This is a genomic window from Streptomyces sp. NBC_00440 (genome assembly GCF_036014215.1).
GTDB lineage: Bacteria > Actinomycetota > Actinomycetes > Streptomycetales > Streptomycetaceae > Streptomyces.
In genome coordinates this window covers 1866799-1890990 of record NZ_CP107921.1, presented here as the reverse complement: position 1 = coordinate 1890990, position 24192 = coordinate 1866799, and the positions used below count along the sequence as shown (strand labels likewise).

Genomic DNA, 24192 nt, shown 5'->3' with positions numbered 1-24192 from the left:
TCAGGACCCCGCGGACACGGTGCCCGTCGCGAGCCTGTCACGCACCAGAGCGGCCAGTGAGGCCGCGAACTCCACCGGTTCCACCGGAAGGGTCACCGCGGCGTCCGCACGGCTCCAGGTGGCCAGCCAGGCGTCCTGCGGACGGCCGATCAGCAGCAGCACGGGCGGGCAACGGAAGACCTCGTCCTTGATCTGCCGGCAGACGCCCATACCGCCCGCGGGGACCGACTCGCCGTCCAGCACGCAGGCGTCGATCCCGCCCCTGTCCAGGGCGCTGAGGACCGCGTCGAGCGTCGCGCACTCCAGGTACTGCACCGGCGGCACGTCCGAGGCCGGCCTGCGACCCGCCGCGAGCCGTACCTGTTCCCGGGTATTCGCGTCGTCGCTGTAGACCAGGACCGTGGCGCTCGGCTGCATTGTTCCTCCGTGACGGCTGTGTCTTCGGGATCAGCGGGATCTGCCGGGCCCGCGGGGCCCGTTGGGGTCGGACCCTGGCGCGGATGCTACTCCGTCCGACACCCCGTCAACACCGTTACGGACCGCCTCGCGATGGGCTGTTAGGGCTGGACACGACCCGCTGACACACCGAACGGCACCCCCCAGGGTGAGGGCGGGATAAGCGACCGACATAATGTCGGTCGTGGCGACAGCAACGACAGTAGAAACCGGGCACGCGCACCCGTCGGTCAATCGGCCGAACCTCACCAGCGTCGGAACCATCATCTGGTTGAGTTCCGAGCTGATGTTCTTCGCGGCCCTCTTCGCGATGTACTTCACCCTGCGATCGGTGACGGGTCCCGAGCACTGGAAGGATATGGCGTCCTCGCTGAACGTTCCTTTCTCGGCGACGAACACCACGGTCCTTGTGCTCTCCTCTCTCACATGCCAGCTCGGCGTCTTTGCCGCCGAGCGTGGCGATGTGAAGAAGTTGCGCTCGTGGTTCTCGATCACGTTCGTGATGGGTGCGATCTTCATCGGAGGCCAGATCTTCGAGTACACCAACCTGGTGAAGGAGGACGGCCTCTCGCTCTCCTCCGACCCGTACGGTTCGGTGTTCTACCTGACCACGGGCTTCCATGGCTTGCATGTGACAGGCGGCCTGATCGCCTTCCTGTTCGTTCTCGGCAGGACATACGCAGCCAAGAGATTCACGCACCAGCAGGCGACCGCAGCCATCGTCGTGTCCTATTACTGGCACTTCGTCGATGTCGTGTGGATCGGCCTCTTCGCGACGATCTACCTGATCAAGTAATCGGGCCCGACGCCCCACTCATCCAGCAAGCACCGACGCAGAAGATCCTGACACCGGGGTAATCCGTGAAAAAGCTCTCCGCACGACGACGCCACCCGTTGGCGGCGGTCGTCGTCCTACTCCTCGCGCTGGCGGCCACCGGGGGGCTGTACGCCGCGTTCGCTCCCGCGGGCAAGGCGCAGGCCGACGACACCTCCCAGTCCCTCGCCATCAGTGAGGGCAAGAAGCTGTTCTCCGTGGGCTGCGCAAGCTGCCACGGAATGGGCGGCCAGGGCTCGTCCGACGGCCCCAGCTTGGTCGGCGTCGGCTCAGCCGCCGTGGACTTCCAGGTCGGCACCGGCCGTATGCCTGCCCAGCAGCCCGGCGCCCAGGTGCCGAAGAAGAAGGTCATCTACTCGCAGGGCCAGATCGACCAGCTGGCCGCGTACGTGGCCTCGCTCGGCGCCGGACCCATCGCGCCGACCTCGAAGCAGTACAGCGACCAGGGCGCCGACACCGCAGCCGGTGGCGACCTCTTCCGCACCAACTGCGCCCAGTGCCACAACTTCACGGGTGAGGGCGGTGCACTGACGCACGGCAAGTTCGCCCCGAGCCTTGAGGGCGCGAGCCCGAAGCACATCTACGAGGCCATGCAGACCGGCCCGCAGTCCATGCCGAACTTCCCCGACACCACGATGCCGGAGAAGCAGAAGCAGAACATCATCGCGTACATCAAGACCGTCAACGGCGACAACTCCGCCAGCGAGGGCGGCCTCAAGCTGGGCGGCCTCGGTCCGGTCAGTGAGGGTCTGTTCGGCTGGATCTTCGGACTTGGTGCGCTGATCGCAGTTGCCATCTGGGTCGCGGCCCACACCGCTAAGGCCAAGAAGTCATGAGTAGCCAAGAGAATTCCGAAGAGAACCTGCCGAGTGAGCAGGACCCCGCGCACGGCGCGGTGGAGCCCGCGGACGACCCGTTCGCGGACCCGGGACTGCCGGCCCACAAGCCGCGTATCCAGGACATCGACGAGCGGGCCGCCAAGCGCTCCGAGCGCGTGGTCGCCTTCCTGTTCACGCTCTCGATGCTGGCGACGATCGGGTTCATCGCGTCCTACGTGATCTTCCCCGTCGACAAGATCATCTTCGTCTTCCCGTTCGGGCACGTGAGCGCGCTCAACTTCTCCCTGGGCCTGACCCTGGGTGTGGCGCTCTTCACGATCGGCGCCGGCGCGGTCCACTGGGCCCGCACGCTGATGTCGGACGTCGAGATGCCGGCCGAGCGTCACCCGATCGAGGCCCCGGCCGAGGTCAAGGCGCAGGTCCTGGCCGACTTCGCGGCAGGTGCCGCCGAGTCCGGCTTCGGCCGCCGCAAGCTGATCCGCACCACGATGTTCGGCGCGATGGCCATGGTGCCGCTCGCCGGTGTGATGCTGCTGCGCGACCTCGGTCCGCTGCCGGAGAAGAAGCTCCGCAAGACGCTGTGGGCGCGCGGCAAGGTGCTCATCAACATGAACACCAACCAGCCGCTGCGTCCCGAGGACGTGTCCGTCGGTTCGCTGACCTTCGCCATGCCGCAGGGCCTTCAGGAGTCCGACGAGGACTTCCAGACGCAGATCGCCAAGGCTGCCCTGATGATCGTCCGTATCCAGCCGGAGAACATCAAGGACAAGAAGGAACGCGAGTGGGCCCACGACGGCATCGTCGCGTTCTCGAAGATCTGCACCCACGTCGGCTGCCCGATCAGCCTGTACGAGCAGCAGACGCACCACGTGCTCTGCCCGTGCCACCAGTCCACCTTCGACCTGTCCGACGGCGCCCGCGTCATCTTCGGCCCGGCCGGCCACCCGCTTCCGCAGCTGCGGATCGGTGTGAACGGCGAGGGTAATCTCGAAGCGCTCGGCGACTTCGCAGAGCCCGTCGGTCCTGCCTTCTGGGAGCGCGGATGAGCACCGTGACGGATACACAGCGCAAGGCGCCCGCCGGCGAGCGGGTGGCCGACTGGGCCGATGGCCGTCTGGGCATCTACGGCCTGGCCAAGACCAACATGCGCAAGATCTTCCCGGACCACTGGTCCTTCATGCTCGGGGAGATCTGCCTCTACACCTTCATCATCATCATCCTCACGGGTGTCTATCTGACGCTGTTCTTCCACCCGAGCATGAACGAGGTCGTCTACGACGGCCCGTACGTGCCGCTCCAGGGCATCCACATGTCCGAGGCGTACGCCTCGACGGTGAACATCAGCCTGGAGGTCCGCGGCGGTCTGCTCATCCGGCAGATCCACCACTGGGCCGCGCTGGTCTTCCTGGCCGGCATGCTGGTGCACATGATGCGCGTGTTCTTCACGGGCGCCTTCCGCAAGCCGCGCGAGATCAACTGGCTCTTCGGCTTCCTGCTGCTGGTGCTCGGGATGTTCACCGGCTTCACCGGCTACTCCCTCCCGGACGACCTGCTCTCCGGTACGGGTGTGCGGTTCATGGAGGGCGTCATGCTCTCCATCCCGATCGTCGGCTCGTACCTGTCGATGTTCCTGTACGGCGGTGAGTTCCCCGGCGGCGACTTCGTCTCCCGGTTCTACTCGGTCCACGTGCTACTGCTGCCGGGCATCATGCTCGGCCTGCTGGTCGGCCACCTGATCCTGGTCTTCTACCACAAGCACACGCAGTTCGCGGGTCCCGGCAAGACGAACAAGAACGTCGTCGGTATGCCCCTGCTGCCGGTCTACATGGCCAAGGCCGGAGGCTTCTTCTTCCTGGTCTTCGGTGTCATCGCCGCCATGGCCGCGATCGCCTCGATCAACCCGATCTGGGAGATCGGCCCGTACCGTCCGGACCAGGTGTCGACCGGCGCCCAGCCCGACTGGTACATGGGCTTCTCCGAGGGGCTCGTCCGCATCATGCCGGGCTGGGAGATCAACGCCTGGGGTCACACACTCGTCCTGGGTGTGTTCATCCCGATCGTGGTCTTCCCGCTGGTCCTGGTCGGTATCGGCGTCTATCCGTTCATCGAGTCCTGGATCACCGGGGACAAGCGCGAGCACCACATCCTGGACCGCCCGCGCAACGCCCCCACGCGTACGGGTCTCGGCGTCGCCTGGATCACGCTCTATCTGATCCTGCTCGTCGGCGGCGGCAACGACCTCTGGGCCACGCACTTCGATCTGTCGATCAACGCGATCACCTGGTTCGTCCGGATCGGGATGTTCGTCGGACCGGTCATCGCGTTCATCGTCGCCAAGCGCTGGTGCCTGGGTCTGCAGCGCCGTGACCGGGAGAAGGTGCTGCACGGACGCGAGTCCGGCGTCATCAAGCGCCTGCCGCACGGTGAGTTCATCGAGGTGCACGAGCCGCTCAAGCCCCAGCAGCTGCACACCCTGACCGCGCACGAGCAGTACCAGCCGCTCGAAATCGGCCCCGAGGTCGACGAGAACGGTGTCGCGCGCAAGGTGTCCCGTCTGACCCGGGTCCGCGCCAAGCTGAGCAAGGGCTACTACGGCGAGCACAACCAGATCGAGAAGCCCACTGCCGAGGAGTACAAGGAGATCACCAGCGGCCACGGTCACCACTGATCACCTGACCGACTGAAAAGTCGCCACAGCAGGAGCCCCGTCCATTCGCTGGACGGGGCTCTTCGCTGTCACCCGGAGCTGGATAAGCTTGGCCGCATCCCTATTCGACGGTGGACCCCAGGAGTGGACCATGAGCGTTGTGACCCCGGTCGGCGGCGACAGCGTGGCGGCACACTCCTGGCCGGGCGTGCTCGACTCGCTGCTCCGCGGCATCGACCAGAGTGCGGACGCCACCGCCTGGGCGATGGACCGCATCATGAGCGGCGAGGCGACGGACGCGCAGATCGCCGGGTTCGCGGTCGCCCTGCGTGCCAAGGGTGAGACGGTCGCGGAGATCAGCGGTCTCGTCCGGGCGATGTACGCGCACGCCAGGCTGATCGACGTGCCCGGCCCGAGCGTGGACATCGTCGGCACCGGCGGCGACGGCGCCAACACCGTGAACATCTCGACCATGTCCTCCATCGTCGTGGCGGGCACCGGCGCCAAGGTCGTCAAGCACGGCAACCGCGCGGCGTCGTCCCAGAGCGGGGCGTCCGACGTCCTGGAGAAGCTGGGCGTCAATCTCCAGCTGACCCCGGAGCGGGTCGTCGAGGTGGCCGCCGACGCCGGCATCACCTACTGCTTCGCGGTCAAGTTCCACCCCGCACTGCGCTATGTGGCCGCCGCCCGGAAGGAGTTGGGGATCCGCACCACCTTCAACTTCCTGGGTCCGCTCACCAACCCGGCGAAGGTCCGGGCACAGGCGACCGGTGTCTCCGACGCGCGGGTGGCGCCCATCATCGCGGGGGTGCTGGCCGAGCGCGGTTCGTCCGCCCTCGTGTTCCGCGGCGACGACGGGCTGGACGAGCTGACCACCACCGCCACATCCAGAGTCTGGACGGTGGCGGACGGCACGGTGCACGAGGAATCCTTCGACCCGCGCGACGTGGGCATCGGACTGGTCCCCGTGGAGGCGCTGCGCGGCGGCGACTCGTCGTACAACGCGGATGTGGCCCGCAGGCTGCTGTCCGGTGAAGCCGGTCCGGTACGGGACGCGGTCCTGCTGAACTCGGCGGCTGCGCTGGTCGCGCTGGACCCGGGCAGCGGATCCCTCAACGAGCGGATCGCGGCGGGCATCGCGCGGGCCGCCGATTCCATCGACTCCGGGTCGGCGGCCCGTGCGCTGGAGCGCTGGGTGGCCGCCAGCAACGCCTGAGCCCCTGTCCCTCTCACGACACCCCACCGCACAGGACACCCAGGGCGCAGTCGCGCAGCTCCGGCCGGCCACCGGTCTCATGCTGTGGACTGCGCCTTGGCACGTCCGGATACGTATGGCAGGATCCTCTGCAGGTCATGAGTGACAGCGACTACGGCCCCAGCCCGCTGTCCGGCAACCCTCCGTCCGTGGCGGGGTGCCCTGGGTGAAGACCAGGCCGTGGGCAGCGAAGTCCTCGGCAAGCGCGGATCCCTCGACAGGGATCCTGGTCGTCGAGGGAGATCTTCCGTGGTTCAGCGAATGCGATAGGGCAGTAGCCCCCTTCTCCGCACCCCTTTCCTTGCACTGCCGCGTGTGGCACGCGCAGTGAATTCGCCTGCCCTTTTCCGGGAGTTCGTCATGTCTGTTCCCAGTGCTGCCGTCAACGCGTCGGTTTGTAAGGATTCCTCCGAGAACCTCCCCGTCCTCGGGAGGGACGTCCTGGTCCCGCTCGTCACCGGAGGCGAGGTCACCTACGCGGCACTGGACTACGCGGCGAGCGCCCCGGCCCTCCAGCGCGTCTGGGACGACGTGGCGGCGTACGCCCCGTACTACGGCAGCGTGCACCGCGGCGCCGGGTACCTCTCGCAGCTCTCCACCGACCTCTTCGAGAACAGCCGGACGACTGTCGCCGAGTTCCTCGGCTGCCGTCCGGACGACCAGGTCGTCTTCACCCGTTCGACCACGGACTCGCTCAATCTGCTGGCCTCGGTGGTCCCCGCGGGCTGCGAGGTCTTCGTCTTCGAGACCGAGCACCACGCCTCGCTGCTGCCCTGGCGCGACGCCGCCGTGACCTACCTCAACGCCCCGCGCACCCCGCAGCAGGCAGTCGAGACCCTGGAGCGCGCGCTTGCGGACCGTACGACGCCGGAGGCACCCGCCCTCGTCTGTGTCACGGGCGCTTCCAACGTCACCGGTGAACTGTGGCCGGTCAAGGAGCTGGCGGCCGCCGCCCACGCCCACGGGGCGCGCATCGTGCTGGACGCGGCGCAGCTCGCACCGCACCACCCCGTGGACATCACGGAGCTGGACGTCGACTGGGTCGCCTTCTCCGGCCACAAGCTGTACGCGCCGTTCGGCTCCGGGGTCCTCGCGGGCCGCTCCGACTGGCTGCTCGCCGCCGAGCCGTACCTCGCGGGCGGCGGCGCCTCCCGCAGCGTGGCCCGGCGCGCCGACGGCGGTGTCGACGTCGAGTGGCACACCACCGCCGCCCGCCACGAGGCCGGATCGCCCAACGTCATCGGGGTCCACTCCATCGCGTCCGCCTGCCGGGCGCTCACCGACGCGGGCTTCGACTCCCTGGTCGAGCGCGAGCAGACGCTGGTCGGCAAGGTCCTCGACGGGCTCGGCGAGGTGGACGCGGTCCAGGTCCTCTCGCTCTTCGGCGACGATGCCCCGCGGGTCGGGGTCATCTCGTTCGTGGTGGACGGCTGGAACAGCTCGCACTTCGCGGCGGCGCTCTCCGCCGAGTACGGCATCGGGGTGCGCGACGGTCTGTTCTGCGCCCACCCGCTCGTACGCACCCTGCTCGGCAGCGACCCGCAGGACCAGGGCGAGTGCGGTGCTCCGGAGGGTGAGCCGGGCGAGCGTTCACTCAACGCCGTCCGGGTGAGCTTCGGCGCCGGTACGCCGGACGAGCACGTGGAGCGCTTCGTGGGCGCGGTGAAGGAACTGGTGCGCGACGGTGCCCGCTGGAACTACCGCACCGAGGACGGCCGCTGCGTGCCGGCTGTCTGACCGCGGCGACGCGGACGCGTGACGGCCGTCCGGCGCGGGGCGGGGCTTCTCAGGCCTCGCGGCCCTGCGGCAGGGCGGCCGTCACGCGTCCAGGCCGATGGCGAAAGCCGCTTCCAGGTCGTGCTGCGAGTAGGTACGGAACGCCACATGCGTGTCCGTCGCCTCCACCCCGGGGATCTTGCTGATCCGGCCGGGGATGATGTCCGCCAGATCGTCGTGGCGAGCCACCCGGACCAGTGCGATCAGGTCGTACGTACCGGTGACGGAGTAGACCTCGCTGATGTTCTCCAGGGCGGCGAGCGATTCGGCGATCTCGGGGATCCGGTCCACGCTGGTCTTGATGAGCACGATCGCGGTGATCACGGCTTGCTTTCTCCCTCGGTGGCCGTCGCTGGGAGTTTCACTCTAGTCGTACGCCAGTACCGCACCGCCGCGTAGCCGAAGCCCAGCGAGAACCCCACCAGATGGGCCGTGTAGGCGACCCCGGGGCCGGTGCCGGTCTGCTGCCCGGCCGCCAGCCACTGCAGGACGAACCAGAAGACCAGCACGATCCAGGCGGGGAAGCGCAGCGGCAGGAACAGCAGGAACGGGAAGATGCTCGTCACCCGGGCCCGGGGGAAGAGGCTCAGGAAGGCGCCGAGCACCGCCGAGATCGCACCCGACGCACCCACCAGGGTCTGGTCGGAGCCCGAGTGGGTGAGCGCGTACGCCGTCAGGGCGATATAGCCGCTCACCACATAGAAGACGGCGAAGTGCAGGCGCCCCATGCGCTCCTCGGCCATCGCGCCGAAGACGTACAGGAACAGCATGTTGCCCAGCAGATGCAGCCAGTTCGCGTGGATGAAGAGCGCGGTGAGCGGGGTGAGCAGGGCCCCCGCCGTACCGCTCATCAGTTCGGTGGGCACGACGCCCCAGTGTTCGAAGTACGCGCTCTGGGCGGCGAGGAGGTTGTCGCCGGTCCCGTAGGCCGGATCGAGCCCGGAGACGGGGCTCATCAGGAAGACCAGGCAGCACACCCCGATCAGGCCGTACGTCACCACCGGCCCGCCGAGCGCGTCCGCGCGCCGCCCCGGCGCCTTCCGTCCGGGTGCATCCCGCCACTTGAACATTGACCGAGCATGGCCCAACCGGACGCAATCGGGCAGATCGCCTCGCCGGGCCCCGTACGGTCGGCAGGTCCGCCCCCGGGGTATGCCGTAGGCCGTAGGGTTGCGGGGAGTACATCCGCAGTTCGATGGCGCACCGCGACCGAGGCAGTACGAACGAAGAGGACGCACGCATGACGACGGTTCCCACGCCGACCGCCGACACCCGGTGGCGCTGCACACTCTGCGGCAATCTCACCCGGTTCGACGTGACGCGCTCGTCGAAAGTTGTCGAGTACATACATCTCGACCTGGCCGGTGAGCCCACAGTGGAGGAGCGCGAGGTGGTCAGTGAGACCATCGAGCAGGTGCGCTGCCGGTGGTGCAACGCGGTGGACCAGATCGAGCTGGTGGACAGGCCGGGCGGCGGCTCCTGAGGGAGCCCCCCGAAGAGCGACAGTGGGGTGACGGATGGTGGAGGCTGAAGGCGGTGCGGAGCCGGCCGACGCGGCCGGCGACGCCGCAGAGGCGCTCGACCGTCCGCTGCCCGAAGCGGTACGGCGGCGTGTGGTCGCGCTCGTCTCCGACGCCTTCGGCGGGCTGACCGTACCCGAACTCCCGGCGCAGCTGCGGCAGTACGCCCGGTTCACCCCCACCAGGCGGGCCAAGTTCGCGGGCAACGCGATGGCGGCGGCCCTGGAGGGCGACGCACTGTTCCGCCGGCGCATCGGTGAGCGGCTGAAGGAGTCCCAGCCCGAACTGACCGGGGCGCTCGAAGCCGGCTCGCCGCCCGCGGCCGCCGACCCGGTGGACGTGGCTGCGGCCGCCTACGTACTGCGTCCGGCCGGCTGGGTGAAGCTCGTCGCCGCCGCGGGCGAGGAGGCCCAGCGCGTGGTCGCCGAGCGCGCCGACGAGGCGGGCCGGCACGAGCTGGAGCGGCTGCGCGCGGAGCTGGCGGACGCGCGGGCGCAGACCAGGACCGAGAACGAGCGGCTGCGTACGGAGCTGGACGCGGCCCGCAAGGATGCTGAATCGCTTCAGCGCAAGCTGCGCAGCGCGCAGAGCGATGTGAAGCGTGGCGAGGCGGCGCTGCGCCGCTCCGGCTCCGAGATCGAAACGGTCCGGTCCGACGCCGCGGCGCGCGTCGCCGCGGCGGAGAGCGAGTCGCGGCGGCTGAAGGCGCGGCTCGGTGAGGCCGAGGCGGCGGTCGAGGCCGGCCGCCGAGCCGTACGCGAGGGGCGTTCGGTCGAGGACATGCGGCTGCGGCTGCTGCTCGACACGGTGCTCGACGCTGCTCAGGGGCTGCGGCGCGAGCTGGCCCTGCCACCGGTGACCACGCGCCCCGCCGACTCCGTCGACGCGGTCGAGCCGGGCCGGCTCTCGCCCAAGGACATCGCGGCCAGGGCGCTTTCCGACACCGACCCGGCCCTGCTCGATCAGCTGCTCTCGCTGCCGCAGGCCCATCTGGTGGTGGACGGCTACAACGTCACCAAGACCGGCTATCCGCAACTGCCCCTGGAGAAGCAGCGGTTGCGCCTGCTCGGCGGTCTCTCGATGCTCGCGGCGCAGACGGGCGCCGAGATGACCTGTGTCTTCGACGGGGCCGAGCTCGCGGCGCCGGTGCTGCTCGCGCCGCCGCGCGGCGTGCGGGTGCTGTTCAGCAAGCCCGGGGTGACCGCGGACGAGGTGATCCGTCAGCTGGTCAGGGCGGAGCCCTCCGGGCGTCCCGTGGTGGTCGTGTCGGCGGACCGCGAGGTCGCCGACGGCGTGGCGAGATCGGGCGCCAGGCCCGTTGCGTCCGTCTTGTTGCTGAAGAGGCTTTCGCGCGCCTGATAACTCCTGCGCACAATGCCCGACTTCGCGCCGGGCGTTTTCCACCACAGCGTCAAGTGACCGTTACTGCCCGTGCGGTGTCTGTAAAATATGCACTCAGTGACCAAGATTTTTGGCAACAGGATTTGAACTGATCACAAGAAGGTCACTAAGGTCGGGCCTCGAACCTTCGCGCGGTCGATCACTCATCCAGGGTGGCAGCGAAGGAACCGCCGAAGCCTTCACGGTTTTGCTACGTGTTCGGCGGCTCTGAGGAAGAAGGAGCTCGCCTCCGTGGCGTCCCACCGTCGACTGAAGCAGCCGAGCCGCACCCGCGTGACCGTGCTCACCGCGACCGCTGCCGCTGCTGTGGCCCTGACAGCTCAGGCCGCACACGCAGACCCGAAGCCGACCAAGAGCGAGGTCAAGGCGAAGGTCGACAAGCTCTACGAAGACGTCGACGCGGTCAGCCAGAAGTACGACGGCGCCAAGGACCAGCAGAACAAGCTCAAGAAGCAGGTCGACGACCTCCAGGACAGCGTCGCTCGCGGCCAGGGCGACCTCAACAAGCTGCGGGGCCAGCTCGGTTCGATCGCGAGCGCCCAGTACCGCTCGGGCGGCATCGACCCGTCGGTCCAGCTCTTCCTCTCGTCCGACCCGAACACCTTCCTCGACAAGGCCACCGCGCAGGACCAGCTGAGCGATCAGCAGGCCGACGCGGTCAAGAAGATCCAGGCCAAGCAGCGGGCCCTCGCCCAGGAGCGTGCCGAGGCGCAGGACAAGCTCAAGGACCTGGCGTCGACGCGCACGGAACTCGGCAAGAAGAAGCAGGAAGTCCAGGACAAGCTCGCCGACGCGCGCAAGCTGCTCTCCTCCCTGACCGCTGCCGAGCGCGCCTCGATAGCCGCGGAGAACCAGCGCGCCAACCGCGACAACAGCCGTCCCGACCTCGGCAACTCCGTGCCTGCCTCCGCCCGCGGGGCCGCCGCCCTCAACGCGGCGAAGACCCAGCTGGGCAAGCCGTACGTGTACGGAGCCACCGGACCCGCCTCCTTCGACTGCTCGGGGCTGACGTCCTGGGCGTACGCGCAGGCCGGTGTCACGATCCCGCGCACCTCGCAGGCCCAGGCCAACGCCGGTCAGCGCATCTACTCGCAGAGCGCCCTCAAGCCCGGCGACCTGGTGCTCTTCTACGGCGACATGCACCACATCGGCATCTACGCGGGCAACGGCACGGTGCTGCACGCACCGCACACCGGCGCGGTCGTCCGGTACGAGGCGATGGCCGACATGCCCTTCCAGTTCGGCGTCCGCATCTGATCGGGACCCCTTCCGTGCGGCGCCGCCGACACCGCCCGATCGGGCGAATTACGGTGCTGTGAGCTGACCCCCCGCCCCGTCGTGACCTTGATGTCTACGGCGGGGCGTCACTCTGTGTGCACGGCGGGGTCTTTGGTCACAGCGTGGTCACACGGCTACTGTCCGGCGTGCGGTGCCCGGCAACCGGTCCGCCCATCGGGGCGGCAGGGACCGCACGCAGCGGAAGGAGTGCGGCTCCTGTGGTGTCCCATCGCCGTGCCACCCAGTCCGGCCTCGGCCGGAGCACCCGGATCACCGTGCTGTCCGCCGCGCTGGCGACGGCCGCGGCAGGACTCGGGGCCGCACCGGCGGGCGCCGAGCCGCACGAGTCGGCTGCGGTCACCAAGAGCGAGGTCGACGGCCTGTACGCGCAGGCCGAGCGGGCCACCCAGCAGTACGACAAGGCCGACGAGCAGGCCCAGCGGCTGCGCCACCAGGTCAGCGAGGCGCAGGACGGCGTCGCACGCGGCCAGGAGCGGCTCAACGTGATGCGCGGGGCGCTCGGTGCGCTGGCAGGGGCCCAGTACCGCGCGGGTGCCATCGACCCGTCGCTCGCCCTGCTGCTCTCGTCGGACCCCGCCTCGTATCTCGACAAGGCCGCTGCCCTGGCGCAGCTCGGCGATGTCCGGGCCGGTGAACTGCACCGCATCGAACAGGCCCAGCGCGAGCTGACACAGCGGCGCGCCGACGCGACCCGCAAACTCGCCGAACTCCGCAGCAGCCGCACCGAGGTCGCCCGCCACAAGCGCACCGTCGAGGGCAAACTCGCCCGCGCGCGCCGGCTGCTCGACGCGCTGCCCAGCGGGCAGCGCGCCCAGTACGACCAGGTCTCGCGCTCGGACCGGGGCGCACTGCCCGACCTCGGCGCGCTGCCGGTGTCGGGCCGGGCCGCCGCCGCCGTGGCCGCGGCCCGCAGCGCGCTCGGCAAGCCCTACGTGTGGGGAGCCAACGGCCCCTCGGGCTTCGACTGTTCGGGGCTGATGCAGTGGGCGTACGCGCACGCGGGCGTATCCCTGCCGCGCACCTCGCAGGAGCAGCGGTACGCGGGCCGGCAGATCCCGCTCTCCGAGGCGCAGCCCGGGGACCTCGTGGTGTACCGCAGCGACGCCAGCCACGTCGCTATGTACATGGGCAACGGCCAGGTCCTGCACGCGCCGTATCCCGGGGCCAGGGTCCGCTACGACCCGGTCGGCATGATGCCCGTCTCCTCGGTGACCCGGGTCTGACCTGTGCCGGGCGGCGGTCGGGCCGGTCCGTCGGGGCACGTACGATCGGCGGCGTGACAGCGCGGGGGAGCAGGACGGGACGGAAGCGGGCCGCCGGCTGCGCGCTCGCCCTCTGTCTGCTGCTTCCCGCGTGCAGCGGGCCTTCAGGACCCGGCTCATCCGGCACCGCGGAGCGCGACATCCGCCGCACTCTCGACCGCCGGGCCGCCGCTGTCGTCGGCCATGACGAGAGTGGCTATCTGTCCGTCGTCGACCCGCGGGCGAAGGGGCTGCGGACGGCGCAGCGCGCGGAGTTCCACAACCTCGCCGCCCTACCGCTGAGTTCCTGGCAGTACCGGGTCGACGAGGTAAGGCAGGCGGGCGCCACCGCCACCGCGCAGGTCGAGCTGCGGTACCGGATCTCCGGTTACGACAGCGCGCCGGTGGCGGCCCGGCGCACGCTCAAGCTGGTGCGGCGCGACGGCCGCTGGTACCTGGACGACGACAGCCCCGCCACCGGCACCGGGCAGCAGCTCTGGCAGCAGGGCCCGGTGCGGATCGCCCGCGGCAAGCACAGCCTGGTGCTCGGCGTCGGCGAGTCCGGCGGGCTGCTCCGGCAGGTGGCCGCCGTCGCGGACCGTGCCGTCCCCGCCGTCGACAAGGCGTGGCACCGCAAGTGGGCAGGGCGTGTGGTGGTGCTGGTGCCGTCATCGCTGGACGCGATGGGCGCGCTGCTCGGCTCGCCCGCCGCCACCTACCGGGGCATCGCGGCGGTCACCACCGGCGAGGCGGGCGGCTCCGGCGCAGCGCCCGCCGACCGGGTCATCGTCAACCCCGAGGCGTACGCCCAGCTGGGCCAGTTGGGCCGGCAGGTGGTCATCACCCACGAGAGCACCCATGTCGCCACCCGCACCGCGACGTCCGCGGCCACCCCGCTCTGGCTCTCCGAGGGGTTCGCCGACTGGGTCGCCTACCGCGGCACCGGCAGCAGCCCCCGGGAGACGGCACCGGAACTCCAGCGGACGGTGCGTTCGGGGTCGCTGCCCGCGACCCTGCCCACGGACGCCGACTTCGCCTTCAGCGACAGTGCCGACCGGCTGGCGCGGGCGTACGAGGGCGGCTGGCTGGCCTGCCGGCTGATCGCCGAGCACTGGGGCGAGCAGAAGCTGACCGACTTCTACCGGGCGGTCGGGGCGCACGGGCAGCGCGACGGCGCGGTGGAGGAGGCCATGAACGACGTGCTCGGTACGGATCCGGACGCCTTCACGGCGCGGTGGCGCGAGTACCTCAGGGCGCAGCTGGGCTGAGCGGCTCATGGCCCGCGTCGGTGTCTCCGGCGGTCCCGGCGGCTGAGGCAGCTTCGGACTGTGTGGTGCCGCCGGGCCCGACGGCGGCCCCGTCCGCCGCCGCCGTCCGCCCGTGCCGTGGGACCGTGTGCCGCCACAGCGCGCGGGCCGCGGCCAACGACGCCACGACCAGCAGGCCGTTCCGTACGCACATCAGCACAAGCCCGACCGCGTCCCCGGCCACCACATGGTCGAACCCGAGCGGGAACTCCAGGAAGGTCACGGCCGTGGCGCCCACCACCAGCAGGACCGGGACCGCCATCGCGCTGGTGCGGAAGACCAGGCAGACGGCGCCGAGGCCGACCAGCCACACCAGGTACTGGGGGCTGATCACCCGGCTCGTCGTGGTGAACAGCAGCACCGCGGTGAACGCCGCGTCGCACGGCGTCGCCGGGGCGTACTCCCTGGCCCGCAGCCGCCACAGCAGCAGCCAGCCGAAGGCCGCGGCGGTCAGCCCCAGCGCGACGGCGCTCACCGCGTGGACGTACGGTCCGACGAACTCCACCGAGCCGTAGGTGAGCAGCACCTGCCCCTGCCAGCCGAACTGCCGGGCCACCTGGAAGACCAGACCACCCAGCGACTCGACCTCGGTGCCCCGCTCGCGCTGGAAGGTGAGAAAGGCGAAGGCGCCGGGCACCGCCGTGCCCGCGAGCAGCAGCAGGCCCGCTGCCGTCGCCGTGAAGGCCGACCAGGACCGGCGCGCGGTACGGCCGCGCCGCACGCCCGCGAGCAGCAGCGCGGGCCAGACCTTGAGCAGGGCCCCGAACGCGGCCAGCGCGCCCATGGTGCGCGGCCGGCGGGCCCCGGCCAGCAGCGCGGCCACCGCGACCGCGGTCACCATCAGGTCGTACCTGGAGTACGCGGTCGGGCCGAGCAGCGGCAGGCCCCCCACCCACACCCAGACGCCGGCCGGCCGTCTGCCGGGCCGGCCCGCCGTGTACAGCAGCAGACCGAGCACCACCGCGTCGGCGACGAGGGTCAGCACGAAGAAGGCCGGTGCGTAGCCGAGGAACGGCAGCAGGGCGGGGGAGAGGACCGCGAGCGCCGCACCGGGCGGGTACTGCCAGGTCACGTCGGAGAGCGGGAAGGTGCCGGTCCGCAGCACCTCGTACCAGCCGTGGTAGATCCCCGACACATCGACGGTGACATCGGCCCCCGGCACGACAAGGACCTTGAACACGCAGAGCATCAGCAGCGCCCTGGTCGTGGCCCACACCACGACCGGAAGCGCCGTGCCGCGTACGGCCCGCCGGACCGCCCCGTCCGTTGTGACGGCCTGCGCCGTGGTGTGCTCCGACATCGGGGTCATGATGCCGTGCGAGGGCGGGCGGGAGCGGTGAGGCAGGGCCGTTGGGTACTGTCGGCGGCGATGCACAAGACGTTGATCGTGACCAATGACTTCCCGCCGCGCCCCGGCGGTATCCAGGCGTTCCTGCACAACATGGCGCTGCGTCTGGACCCCGGACAGCTCGTCGTCTACGCCTCCACCTGGAAGCGCGGCGCCGAGGGCGCGGCGGCCACCGCCGCGTTCGACGCGGAGCAGCCGTTCACGGTCATACGCGACCGGACCACGATGCTCCTGCCCACCCCACGCGTCACGGCGAGGGCGAGCGGGCTGCTGCGCGAACACGGCTGTACGTCGGTGTGGTTCGGGGCGGCGGCCCCGCTCGGCCTGATGGCTCCGGCGCTGCGGGCGGCCGGCGCCGAACGGATCGTCGCCACCACGCACGGCCACGAGGCGGGCTGGGCGCAGCTGCCCGGGTCGCGGCAGCTGTTGCGGCGCATCGGCGAAGGCACGGACACGCTCACCTACCTCGGCGAGTACACCCGCTCGCGGATCGCCGCCGCGCTGTCCCCGGCGGCCGCCGGCCGGATGGTCCAACTGCCGCCGGGCGTCGACGAGAAGACCTTCCACCCGGCCTCGGGCGGTGCGGCGGTACGCGCCCGGCTCGGGCTCACGGACCGGCCGGTGGTCGTGTGCGTATCGCGGCTCGTCCCGCGCAAGGGGCAGGACACCCTGATCCTGGCGATGCCCCGGATCCTGCGGGAGCTGCCGGACGCGGTGCTGCTGATCGTGGGCGGCGGACCGTACGCCGGGGACCTGGAGAAACTGGCGGCACGGACGGGCGTCGCGGACTCGGTGCGCTTCACCGGGCCGGTGCCCTGGGCGGAGCTGCCCGCGCACTACGGCGCGGGCGACGTCTTCGCCATGCCGTGCCGCACCCGCAGGGGCGGGCTCGATGTGGAGGGGCTCGGCATCGTCTACCTGGAGGCGTCCGCGACCGGGCTGCCGGTGGTGGCGGGCGATTCGGGCGGCGCGCCCGACGCGGTGCTCGACGGTGAGACCGGCTGGGTGGTGCGGGGCGGCTCGGCCGATGACGCGGCGGACCGGATCGTCACGCTGCTCCAGGACCCCGGGCTGCGGCGGCGGATGGGCGAGCGCGGCCGGGCGTGGGTCGAGGAGAAGTGGCGCTGGGACCTGCTCGCCGAGAAGCTCAGGGAACTGCTCTGAGGGCACTGCTCTGACGGAACCGGAACCGGAACCGGAACCGGAACCGGAACGGGTGCGGAATCGGGGCCGCGTGCGTAACCGGAGCCGTAACCGCGGCCGGGTGCGGGCCGCGCGGCCCGCACCCGGTTCTCGTGTGGTGCCAGGTCAGCCCCGGTAGATCGCTTCGATCTCGTCCGCGAAGTCCTTCGCCACCACAGCGCGCTTGAGCTTCAGCGACGGTGTGATGTGTCCCGCCTCCTCGGTGAGCTGCGCGGGCAGCACCCGGAACTTGCGGACGGACTCGGCCTTGGAGACCGCCGCGTTGCCGTCGTCCACCGCCCGCTGGATCTCGGCGAGCAGCTCCGGGTCCTCGCGCAGCGACAGCGCGGTGGACCCCACCGGCTTGCCGTTCTCCTCGGCCCACCGCGCCAGGAACTCCTCGTCCAGCGTGATCAGCGCGCCGATGAACGGCCGCCCGTCGCCGACCACCATGCACTCGGCGACCAGGGCATGAGCACGGATGCGGTCCTCGATCACCGCGGGGGCGACGTTCTTGCCGCCCGCGGTGACGATGATCTCCTTCTTGCGGCCGGTGATCGCGAGATAGCCGTCCTCGTCGAGCGTGCCGATGTCACCGGTGTGGAACCAGCCGTCCGCCAGCGCATCGGCCGTCGCCGTCTCGTTGTTCCAGTAGCCGCTGAACAGGTGCTCGCCGTGCAGCAGCACCTCGCCGTCGTCCGCTATCCGTACGACCGAACCGGGCAGCGGCTGGCCGACCGTGCCGATCTTCTGCCGGTCCCACGGGTTGAAGGCGGTCGCCGCACAGGACTCGGTGAGGCCGTACCCCTCCAGCACCGTGAAGCCGATGCCCCGATAGAAGTGGCCGAGCCGCTCGCCCAGCGGCGCGCCACCGGAGATCGCGTACTCGCCGCGTCCGCCGAGTACCGCCCGCAGCTTGCTGAAGACCAGCCGGTCGAAGACCTTGTGCTTGATCCGCAGGCCCGCGGACGGGCCCTGCGGGGTACCGAGCGCGCGGCTGTATGCGATGGCGGTGTTCGCGGCCTTGTCGAAGATCTTTCCCTTGCCGTCGGCCTGCGCCTTGGCGCGCGCCGAGTTGTAGACCTTCTCGAAGACCCGGGGCACGCCCAGGATCAACGTCGGCCTGAAGGAGGCCAGTTCGTCCGTGAGGTGCTTGATGTCCGGTACGCAGCCGATCTTGATCGGCGCCATCACGGAGGAGACCTCGACCAGCCGGCCGAAGACATGTGCGGCGGGCAGGAAGAGCAGCACCGAACACTCGCCGCTGCGGAACAGCGGTTTCAGCCGCTCCACGATGTTGCCGCACTCGGCGAAGAAGCTGCGGTGGGTCAGCACGCAGCCCTTCGGGCGGCCGGTGGTCCCCGAGGTGTAGACGATGGTGGCCGGATCGTCGGCCCGTGCCCGGGAGCTGCGCTCGTCCACGGTCGCGTCCGCGACCCCGGCGCCACTCGCCCTGAGCTCGTCGACGGCGCCCCGGTCGATCTGCCAGACGTGCTTGAGGGCCGGCAGCGAGTGCCGTACGGCCTCCACGGTCGCGGCGTGCGCGTCGCTCTCCACGAGCACCGCGACCGCTCCGGAGTCGCCGAGTATCCACTGCACCTGCTCGGCCGAACTGGTCTCGTACACCGGCACGGTGATCGCGCCCGCGCTCCAGATCGCGAAGTCCAGCTGCACCCACTCGTACCGGGTACGGGACATCAGCGCGACCCGGTCCCCGGGCTGCACACCCGCGGCGATCAGGCCCTTCGCGGCGTCATGGACCTCGGTGAGGAACCGCGCGGCGGTGACATCGGTCCAGGCGCCGGCCACCTTGCGGCCCATCACCGCGGCATCGGGGTGCTGAGCGGCGTTGCGGCGGATCAGATCTGTCAGATTGCCGTCCGATGGGACCTCGTACAGGGCCGGAAGGCTGAACTCACGCAAGACTGCTGCTCCTCTGGTCGACATCGCTGTCGCCACGACTGGACCTGACCGCCCGGACGTTACCCATGGGTACGCGGTTCCCGATAGGGGGTTCCGGCCAGATGTTCCATGCGTCACACGACACCGCTGTGCTTCGCGCAGAGTAGTCCACGCATGTCGAGCGGCGGCGGTATTCGCAGGTCCGGCACCCTCTATCCATGTTGTGCCCAGGAGTCCTAGGGTGATCTCCATGCGCGTGCATGTGGTCAGTGACGTCCATGGCAACACCAGCGGTCTGGCGAGGGCCGGCGACGGCGCCGACGCTCTCATCTGCCTCGGCGACCTGGTCCTCTTCCTGGACTACGCCGATCACTCCCGCGGGATCTTCCCCGACCTCTTCGGGGTCGAGAACGCCGACCGCATCGTGGAGCTGCGCACCGCGCGCCGCTTCGACGAGGCGCGCGACCTCGGCCGCAGGCTCTGGAGCGGGGTGGACCGCGACACCGCGATCGAGACGGCGGTGCGCAGCCAGTACGCCGACATGTTCGCGGCCTTCCCCACTCCGACGTACGCGACCTACGGCAACGTCGACATCCCACCGCTCTGGCGCGAGTACGCCCGCCCCGGTACGACCGTCCTGGACGGCGAGCGCGTCGAGATCGGCGGCCGTGTCTTCGGCTTCGTCGGCGGCGGCCTCAGGACCCCGATGCGCACGCCCTACGAGGTGAGCGACGAGGAGTACGCGGCCAAGATCGAGGCGCTCGGCGACGTCGACGTGCTCTGTACGCACATCCCGCCCGAGGTCCCGGAGCTGGTGTACGACACGGTGGCCCGACGCTTCGAGCGGGGCAGCCGCGCCCTGCTCGCCGCGATCCAGCGCATCCGCCCGAAGTATGCGCTCTTCGGGCATGTGCACCAGCCCCTGTCCCGCCGGGTCCGTGTCGGCCGGACCGAGTGCGTGAACGTCGGCCACTTCGCTTCGACCTCGCGGCCCTGGGTCATGGAGTGGTAGCGGTCAGTGGCGGGCGGTCAGCGGTGGCCGGTCGGTGGTGGGCGGTCAGCGGTCCGGTGCGCACGCGATAGCCTTCACAGCGCATGCACACCGGATTCCGCACTGGAGGAGCCACGGCGATGGCTGAACACACCAGCTCAAGCATCACGATCGAGGCCGCACCGGCCGACGTCATGGGCGTGATCGCCGACTTCGCCCGCTACCCGGAGTGGACCGGCGAGGTCAAGGAGGCCGAAGTGCTCTCCACCGACGCCGAGGGCCGCGCCGAGCAGGTCAGGCTGGTGCTCGACGCCGGCGCGATCAAGGACGACCACACCCTCGCGTACACCTGGACCGGCGCCGACGAGGTCAGCTGGACGCTGGTCAAGTCGCAGATGCTCCGCGCGCTCGACGGTACGTACCTCCTCGCCCCGGCCGGCGACGCCACCGAGGTCACCTACCGGCTGACCGTCGACGTCAAGATCCCGATGCTCGGGATGATCAAGCGCAAGGCCGAGAAGGTCATCATCGACCGCGCCCTGGCCGGTCTGAAGAAGCGGGTCGAGTCGGGCGCCGCAGCACAGTCCGAGGGCTGACGCCCGATGCGTACGGTCCTCGTCACCGGCCTCGGCGGCGCGGGCCGCACCACCGTCGCGGCGGCCACCGCGCTGGCGGCCGCGCGCGAAGGCGAACGGGTCCTGCTGCTCTCCACCGACCCGGACCCGGGGGAGAGTCTGTCCGCCGCCCGCGACGCGGGGGTGCGGGCCGAACGGATCGACTCCGGCGCACACTTCCGTACCGAACTGCTGGCCCTCCAGGAACGCGGCGCCGCGGCCCTCGATCTGCTCGGCGCTGCCAGGCTGGACGAGGAGGAGCTGACCGAGCTGCCGGGCGCCGGGCAGCTCGCGCTGCTGCACGCGCTGCGCACCGTCGACAGCGCCGAGTGGGACCTGACCGTCGTCGACATGCCTCCCGTCCAGGAGACCCTGGCCGTCCTCGCCCTCCCCGAGCAGCTCCGCCGCTACCTGCGCCGGCTGCTGCCGCCCGAGCGGCAGGCGGCCCGCGCGCTGCGCCCGATGCTGGCCCAGCTCGCGGGCGTCCCGATGCCCGCGCAGTGGGTGTACGGGACGACCGCCCGGTGGGAGGACGAACTGGCCGCGGTCCAGGCCAGGATCGACGACCCGGACACCACCGTGCGGCTGGTGGCCGAGCCGGGACCCGCCGCCACCCGGGCGCTGCGCACCGCCCGTACCGGGATCGCCCTGTACCGCCGCACCCTCGACCTGGTCGTCGCGAACCGGCTGCTGCCCACCGGCTCCCGCGACCCCTGGCTCGCCGCGCTCGCGGCCCAGCAGCAGGAGCACCTCAAGGAGCTGTCGGCCTGCTTCGGCGACGTGGACGTGGCGGAACTTCCCCATCTGGGACGCGCCCCGCGCACCGCGGACGAGCTGGTCCCGCTGGAACGCCCGGCCGCTCGCCGTGCGGCGGCCCCGGAGTGGAGCGTCGAGGACCGGCTCGCTGACGACGGCGTGGTGGTCTGGCAGCTTCCGCTGCCCGGCGCGGTCAAGGAGGAGCTGGGCCTGGTGCGGCGCGGCGACGAACTGCTGCTCACCGCAGGGCCGTTCCGCAGGACCGTCACCCTGCCGTCCGCGCTCCGCCGCTGCACGGTCGAGGGCGCGGGGCTCACGGACGGGGTGCTGGGCATCCGGTTCGCGCCCGATCCGGGGCTGTGGCCGCAGAGCCGCTGACCGGCCCGGACACGGAGCCGTCGACCGAGCGGCCCGACTGCCGCTGACCGGGCCGGTGAACGTAGCAGGGCCGTTCGGGTAACGTCGTAAGTACGGTCCGAAGTACACCCGTATCCGTCGCAGGAGTCCGCCATGAGCGAAGCCACCGAGCAGCCCGACACCGACTCGGACGCCTGGGCGAAGGCCTGCGCCGAGGACCTCGCAGCGGAGAAGGCCCGCCGCCGCGCCCAGTACGGAAGCCCCGAGGGATCGGCGGCCGACGAGCTCAAGAAGCTCTTCGAAGCGGTCGCCGACAAGGTGTCCGACTTCCAGTCGTCGCTCCCCGGCATGGCCGCCCAGGGCGCCGTGCAGCAGTTCCTCAGCCAGGCGAAGTCCGTCGTCGAGCCCGTGGTCGAGCGTAACCCCGATGTCTTCGACCACCTGGCGGCCGCCGGCGGTGAACTCCTCGCCGCCTACCGTTCGGCGGTGGAGAAGCAGGAGCAGCGGTGGACCGCGGGCCGGGAAACGGCCGAGGGCCGGGACGCGGGCAAGGACGACGGCGGCGACGAAGGCCCCGGCCCGGCCGAGCGCATCGATCTGGACTGATCACCCCGTGCCTGCGGCCCTCGGGTACGGTTGCCCCTCAGCGGGGCTCGACCGAAAACTGAGGGACTCATGGGACTCACCATCGGCGTCGACATCGGCGGCACGAAGATCGCGGCCGGAGTGGTCGACGAAGAGGGCGCCATTCTCGATGTGCACAGGGTGCCCACCCCGCCGACCGCCGAAGGCATCGTCGACGCTATCTGCGCGGCAGTCTCCGAGGCCGGCAAGGGGCACGAGATCGAGGCGGTCGGCATCGGGGCAGCCGGATACGTGGACGACAAGCGGGCGACCGTCCTCTTCGCGCCGAACATCAACTGGCGGCACGAGCCGCTCAAGGACAAGGTCGAGCAGCGCATCGGCCTGCCCGTGGTCGTGGAGAACGACGCCAACGCGGCTGCCTGGGGCGAGTACAAGTTCGGTGCGGGCCAGGGGCACGAGGACGTCATCTGCATCACGATCGGCACCGGTCTCGGCGGCGGCATCATCATCGGCAACAAGCTGCGCCGTGGACGGTTCGGTGTGGCCGCCGAGTTCGGCCACATCCGGGTCGTCCCGGACGGGCTGCTGTGCGGCTGCGGCAGCCAGGGCTGCTGGGAGCAGTACGCGTCGGGCCGGGCCCTCGTCAGGTACGCGACTCAGCGCGCCAACGCCACCCCGGACCACGCACAGGTGCTGCTCGGCCTCGGCGACGGCACCCCCGGCGGCATCCAGGGCAAGCACATCAGCGAGGCCGCCCGCCAGGGCGACCCGGTGGCCATCGACTCGTTCCGCGAGCTGGCCCGCTGGGCCGGCGCCGGTCTGGCCGATCTGGCCTCGCTCTTCGACCCTTCGGCCTTCATCGTCGGCGGTGGTGTGTCGGACGAGGGCGAACTGGTCCTCGACCCGATCCGCAAGTCGTTCCGGCGCTGGCTGATCGGCGGCGCATGGCGACCGCACGCCCAGGTGCTCGCGGCCCAACTGGGCGGCGAGGCAGGGCTGGTGGGCGCCGCGGACCTGGCCCGCCAGGGCTGACACGGGCAGTTGGACCGGCGCCTGCCGCATCCCCGGGGTGCGGCAGGCGCCGCCCGTTGCCCGTCGTAGGGTGTCGCCCATGGCGATCACTACGCTGCCCGAATCTCGTACTGAGAGCGGCTCGGCCGTAATCCGGGTGCTCAGTTACAACATCCGCTCGATGCGCGACGACCGCGCGGCGCTGGTCCGGGTGATCCGTGCCTGCGACCCCGATCTGGTCCTCATCCAGGAGGCCCCGCGCTTCTTCCGCTGGCGCAAGGCCGCGGCCCGGCTCGCGGCCGCCACCGACCTGGTGACACTCGGCGGCGGAGCTCCCGCGGCCGGCCCGCTGCTGCTCTGTTCGCTGCGCGCCACTGTGGAGCGCAGCGAGGACGTGCTCCTGCCGCGCACCCCGGGGCAGCACCGGCGCGGTTTCGCGACCGCTGTGATCCGTATCGGGGGTGCCCGGCTCGGTGTGCTCAACTGCCATCTGAGCCTGCAGCCCGCCGAGCGCCACACGCAGGCGGGGCTGCTGCTCGACCGGCTCGGCTCGATGGACGTCCCGCACGCGGTCGTCGCCGGAGACCTCAACGACCGCCCGGACGGCCGGAGTTTCCGGCGGCTGGCGGCGGAGCTCCAGGACTGCCGTGCGGTGAAGCCGTGGGGCGGCGAGCACACCTACCCGGCGGCCGACCCGGACCGGCGGATCGACGCGGTCTTCGCGACGCCGGAGGTCGAGGTACTGGGGTGCGGGGTGCCGCAGGACATCCCGGAGGCGGACCTCCGGGCGGCGTCCGACCATCTCCCGGTACTCGCGGCGCTCCGGGTACGGACCGGCCCGTCCGGCGCCTGAGGCGACCGGATCAAACC

The 24192-nt window shown here is 70.7% G+C and carries 23 protein-coding genes and 1 riboswitch; of the genes, 18 read left to right on the top strand and 5 right to left on the bottom strand.

Translation table 11 applies throughout. The features are described 5' to 3' along the window. Nucleotides 1-417 carry a hypothetical protein gene (locus tag OHB13_RS08495; RefSeq protein WP_266857825.1) on the bottom strand — a complete coding sequence of 139 codons (417 nt, stop codon included), beginning with the start codon at nt 415-417 and terminating at the stop codon, nt 1-3. Nucleotides 418-631: 214 nt separating this feature from the next. On the opposite strand from OHB13_RS08495, the gene ctaE reads away from it, so the two are divergent. The 6 genes from ctaE to OHB13_RS08465 all read left to right on the top strand — a co-directional run bounded on the left by ctaE (nt 632) and on the right by OHB13_RS08465 (nt 7769). Further along, entirely contained in the window at nt 632-1252 is a 621-nt protein-coding gene (gene ctaE / locus OHB13_RS08490; RefSeq protein ID WP_266857827.1) for an aa3-type cytochrome oxidase subunit III, read from the top strand. 65 nt (nt 1253-1317) lie between these two features. Further along, nucleotides 1318-2127, top strand: a complete 810-nt coding sequence (qcrC, locus tag OHB13_RS08485) for a cytochrome bc1 complex diheme cytochrome c subunit (protein ID WP_266857828.1) — start codon at nt 1318-1320, stop codon at nt 2125-2127. After that, nucleotides 2124-3176: a cytochrome bc1 complex Rieske iron-sulfur subunit gene (gene qcrA, locus OHB13_RS08480; RefSeq protein WP_266857829.1), complete on the top strand. Its 1053-nt coding sequence runs from the start codon at nt 2124-2126 to the stop codon at nt 3174-3176. Before qcrC ends, qcrA begins: the two co-directional genes overlap by 4 nt. Further along, nucleotides 3173-4798 (top strand): cytochrome bc1 complex cytochrome b subunit, encoded by a 1626-nt coding sequence (gene qcrB, locus OHB13_RS08475; protein ID WP_266857831.1) that lies wholly within the window; start codon nt 3173-3175, stop codon nt 4796-4798. The genes qcrA and qcrB overlap by 4 nt, the downstream gene beginning before the upstream one ends. A 130-nt stretch (nt 4799-4928) precedes the next feature. Further along, a complete protein-coding gene (trpD, locus tag OHB13_RS08470) occupies nt 4929-5993 on the top strand; it encodes an anthranilate phosphoribosyltransferase (RefSeq protein ID WP_266857832.1) in 1065 nt (354 codons plus the stop codon). Nucleotides 5994-6126: 133 nt separating this feature from the next. Further along, nucleotides 6127-6244: riboswitch (SAM riboswitch) on the top strand. Nucleotides 6245-6392: 148 nt separating this feature from the next. After that, entirely contained in the window at nt 6393-7769 is a 1377-nt protein-coding gene (locus OHB13_RS08465) for an aminotransferase class V-fold PLP-dependent enzyme (protein ID WP_328376605.1), read from the top strand. Between the two features lie 81 nt (nt 7770-7850). Here the strand turns inward: OHB13_RS08465 and OHB13_RS08460 are convergent, their stop codons facing one another. Together OHB13_RS08460 and OHB13_RS08455 are read right to left on the bottom strand one after the other, a co-directional pair. Continuing rightward, entirely contained in the window at nt 7851-8132 is a 282-nt protein-coding gene (locus tag OHB13_RS08460) for an Lrp/AsnC ligand binding domain-containing protein (protein WP_164264247.1), read from the bottom strand. Next, nucleotides 8129-8878 carry a rhomboid family intramembrane serine protease gene (locus OHB13_RS08455; protein WP_266857836.1) on the bottom strand — a complete coding sequence of 250 codons (750 nt, stop codon included), beginning with the start codon at nt 8876-8878 and terminating at the stop codon, nt 8129-8131. Before OHB13_RS08455 ends, OHB13_RS08460 begins: the two co-directional genes overlap by 4 nt. A gap of 170 nt (nt 8879-9048) precedes the next feature. Between OHB13_RS08455 and OHB13_RS08450 the strand changes: the two genes are divergently transcribed. The 5 genes from OHB13_RS08450 to OHB13_RS08430 all read left to right on the top strand — a co-directional run bounded on the left by OHB13_RS08450 (nt 9049) and on the right by OHB13_RS08430 (nt 14537). Continuing rightward, a complete protein-coding gene (locus OHB13_RS08450; protein ID WP_266857837.1) occupies nt 9049-9291 on the top strand; it encodes a hypothetical protein in 243 nt (80 codons plus the stop codon). Between the two features lie 34 nt (nt 9292-9325). Then, nucleotides 9326-10687 carry an NYN domain-containing protein gene (locus OHB13_RS08445; protein WP_328376604.1) on the top strand — a complete coding sequence of 454 codons (1362 nt, stop codon included), beginning with the start codon at nt 9326-9328 and terminating at the stop codon, nt 10685-10687. Nucleotides 10688-10960: 273 nt separating this feature from the next. Further along, the gene (locus tag OHB13_RS08440) at nt 10961-11986 is read left to right on the top strand and encodes a C40 family peptidase (protein WP_266857839.1); all 1026 of its coding nucleotides are present in this window, start codon (nt 10961-10963) and stop codon (nt 11984-11986) included. A 239-nt stretch (nt 11987-12225) separates the two neighbouring features. Then, nucleotides 12226-13251 (top strand): C40 family peptidase, encoded by a 1026-nt coding sequence (locus OHB13_RS08435; RefSeq protein WP_328376601.1) that lies wholly within the window; start codon nt 12226-12228, stop codon nt 13249-13251. 53 nt (nt 13252-13304) lie between these two features. After that, a complete protein-coding gene (locus tag OHB13_RS08430; RefSeq protein ID WP_443062935.1) occupies nt 13305-14537 on the top strand; it encodes a hypothetical protein in 1233 nt (410 codons plus the stop codon). On the opposite strand, the gene OHB13_RS08425 is transcribed toward OHB13_RS08430, so the two are convergent. Then, on the bottom strand, nt 14518-15876 hold the full coding sequence (locus tag OHB13_RS08425) for a glycosyltransferase 87 family protein (protein WP_443062934.1): 1359 nt from the start codon (nt 15874-15876) through the stop codon (nt 14518-14520). The genes OHB13_RS08430 and OHB13_RS08425 overlap by 20 nt on opposite strands. 69 nt (nt 15877-15945) lie before the next feature. On the opposite strand from OHB13_RS08425, the gene OHB13_RS08420 reads away from it, so the two are divergent. After that, on the top strand, nt 15946-17088 hold the full coding sequence (locus OHB13_RS08420; RefSeq protein WP_328376599.1) for a glycosyltransferase family 4 protein: 1143 nt from the start codon (nt 15946-15948) through the stop codon (nt 17086-17088). 144 nt (nt 17089-17232) lie between these two features. Here OHB13_RS08420 and OHB13_RS08415 read toward each other — a convergent pair whose 3' ends face one another. Further along, the gene (locus tag OHB13_RS08415) at nt 17233-19029 is read right to left on the bottom strand and encodes an AMP-dependent synthetase/ligase (RefSeq protein ID WP_328376598.1); all 1797 of its coding nucleotides are present in this window, start codon (nt 19027-19029) and stop codon (nt 17233-17235) included. A 229-nt stretch (nt 19030-19258) separates the two neighbouring features. On the opposite strand from OHB13_RS08415, the gene OHB13_RS08410 reads away from it, so the two are divergent. The 6 genes from OHB13_RS08410 (at nt 19259) to OHB13_RS08385 (ending at nt 24175) form a co-directional block, all read left to right on the top strand. Beyond that, nucleotides 19259-20020: a metallophosphoesterase family protein gene (locus OHB13_RS08410; RefSeq protein WP_266857847.1), complete on the top strand. Its 762-nt coding sequence runs from the start codon at nt 19259-19261 to the stop codon at nt 20018-20020. 119 nt (nt 20021-20139) lie between these two features. Further along, nucleotides 20140-20595, top strand: coding sequence for an SRPBCC family protein (locus OHB13_RS08405; protein ID WP_266857848.1), 456 nt, complete (start codon nt 20140-20142; stop codon nt 20593-20595). 6 nt (nt 20596-20601) lie between these two features. Next, nucleotides 20602-21747 (top strand): ArsA family ATPase, encoded by a 1146-nt coding sequence (locus tag OHB13_RS08400; RefSeq protein ID WP_328376595.1) that lies wholly within the window; start codon nt 20602-20604, stop codon nt 21745-21747. Between the two features lie 132 nt (nt 21748-21879). Beyond that, nucleotides 21880-22332 carry a DUF5304 domain-containing protein gene (locus tag OHB13_RS08395; protein WP_266857851.1) on the top strand — a complete coding sequence of 151 codons (453 nt, stop codon included), beginning with the start codon at nt 21880-21882 and terminating at the stop codon, nt 22330-22332. 69 nt (nt 22333-22401) lie between these two features. Next, nucleotides 22402-23343 (top strand): ROK family glucokinase, encoded by a 942-nt coding sequence (locus OHB13_RS08390; RefSeq protein ID WP_266857853.1) that lies wholly within the window; start codon nt 22402-22404, stop codon nt 23341-23343. A 79-nt stretch (nt 23344-23422) separates the two neighbouring features. Beyond that, complete coding sequence (locus OHB13_RS08385) at nt 23423-24175, top strand: endonuclease/exonuclease/phosphatase family protein (RefSeq protein WP_328376592.1); 753 nt, start codon at nt 23423-23425, stop codon at nt 24173-24175. The last annotated feature ends 17 nt before the right edge of the window (nt 24176-24192 follow it).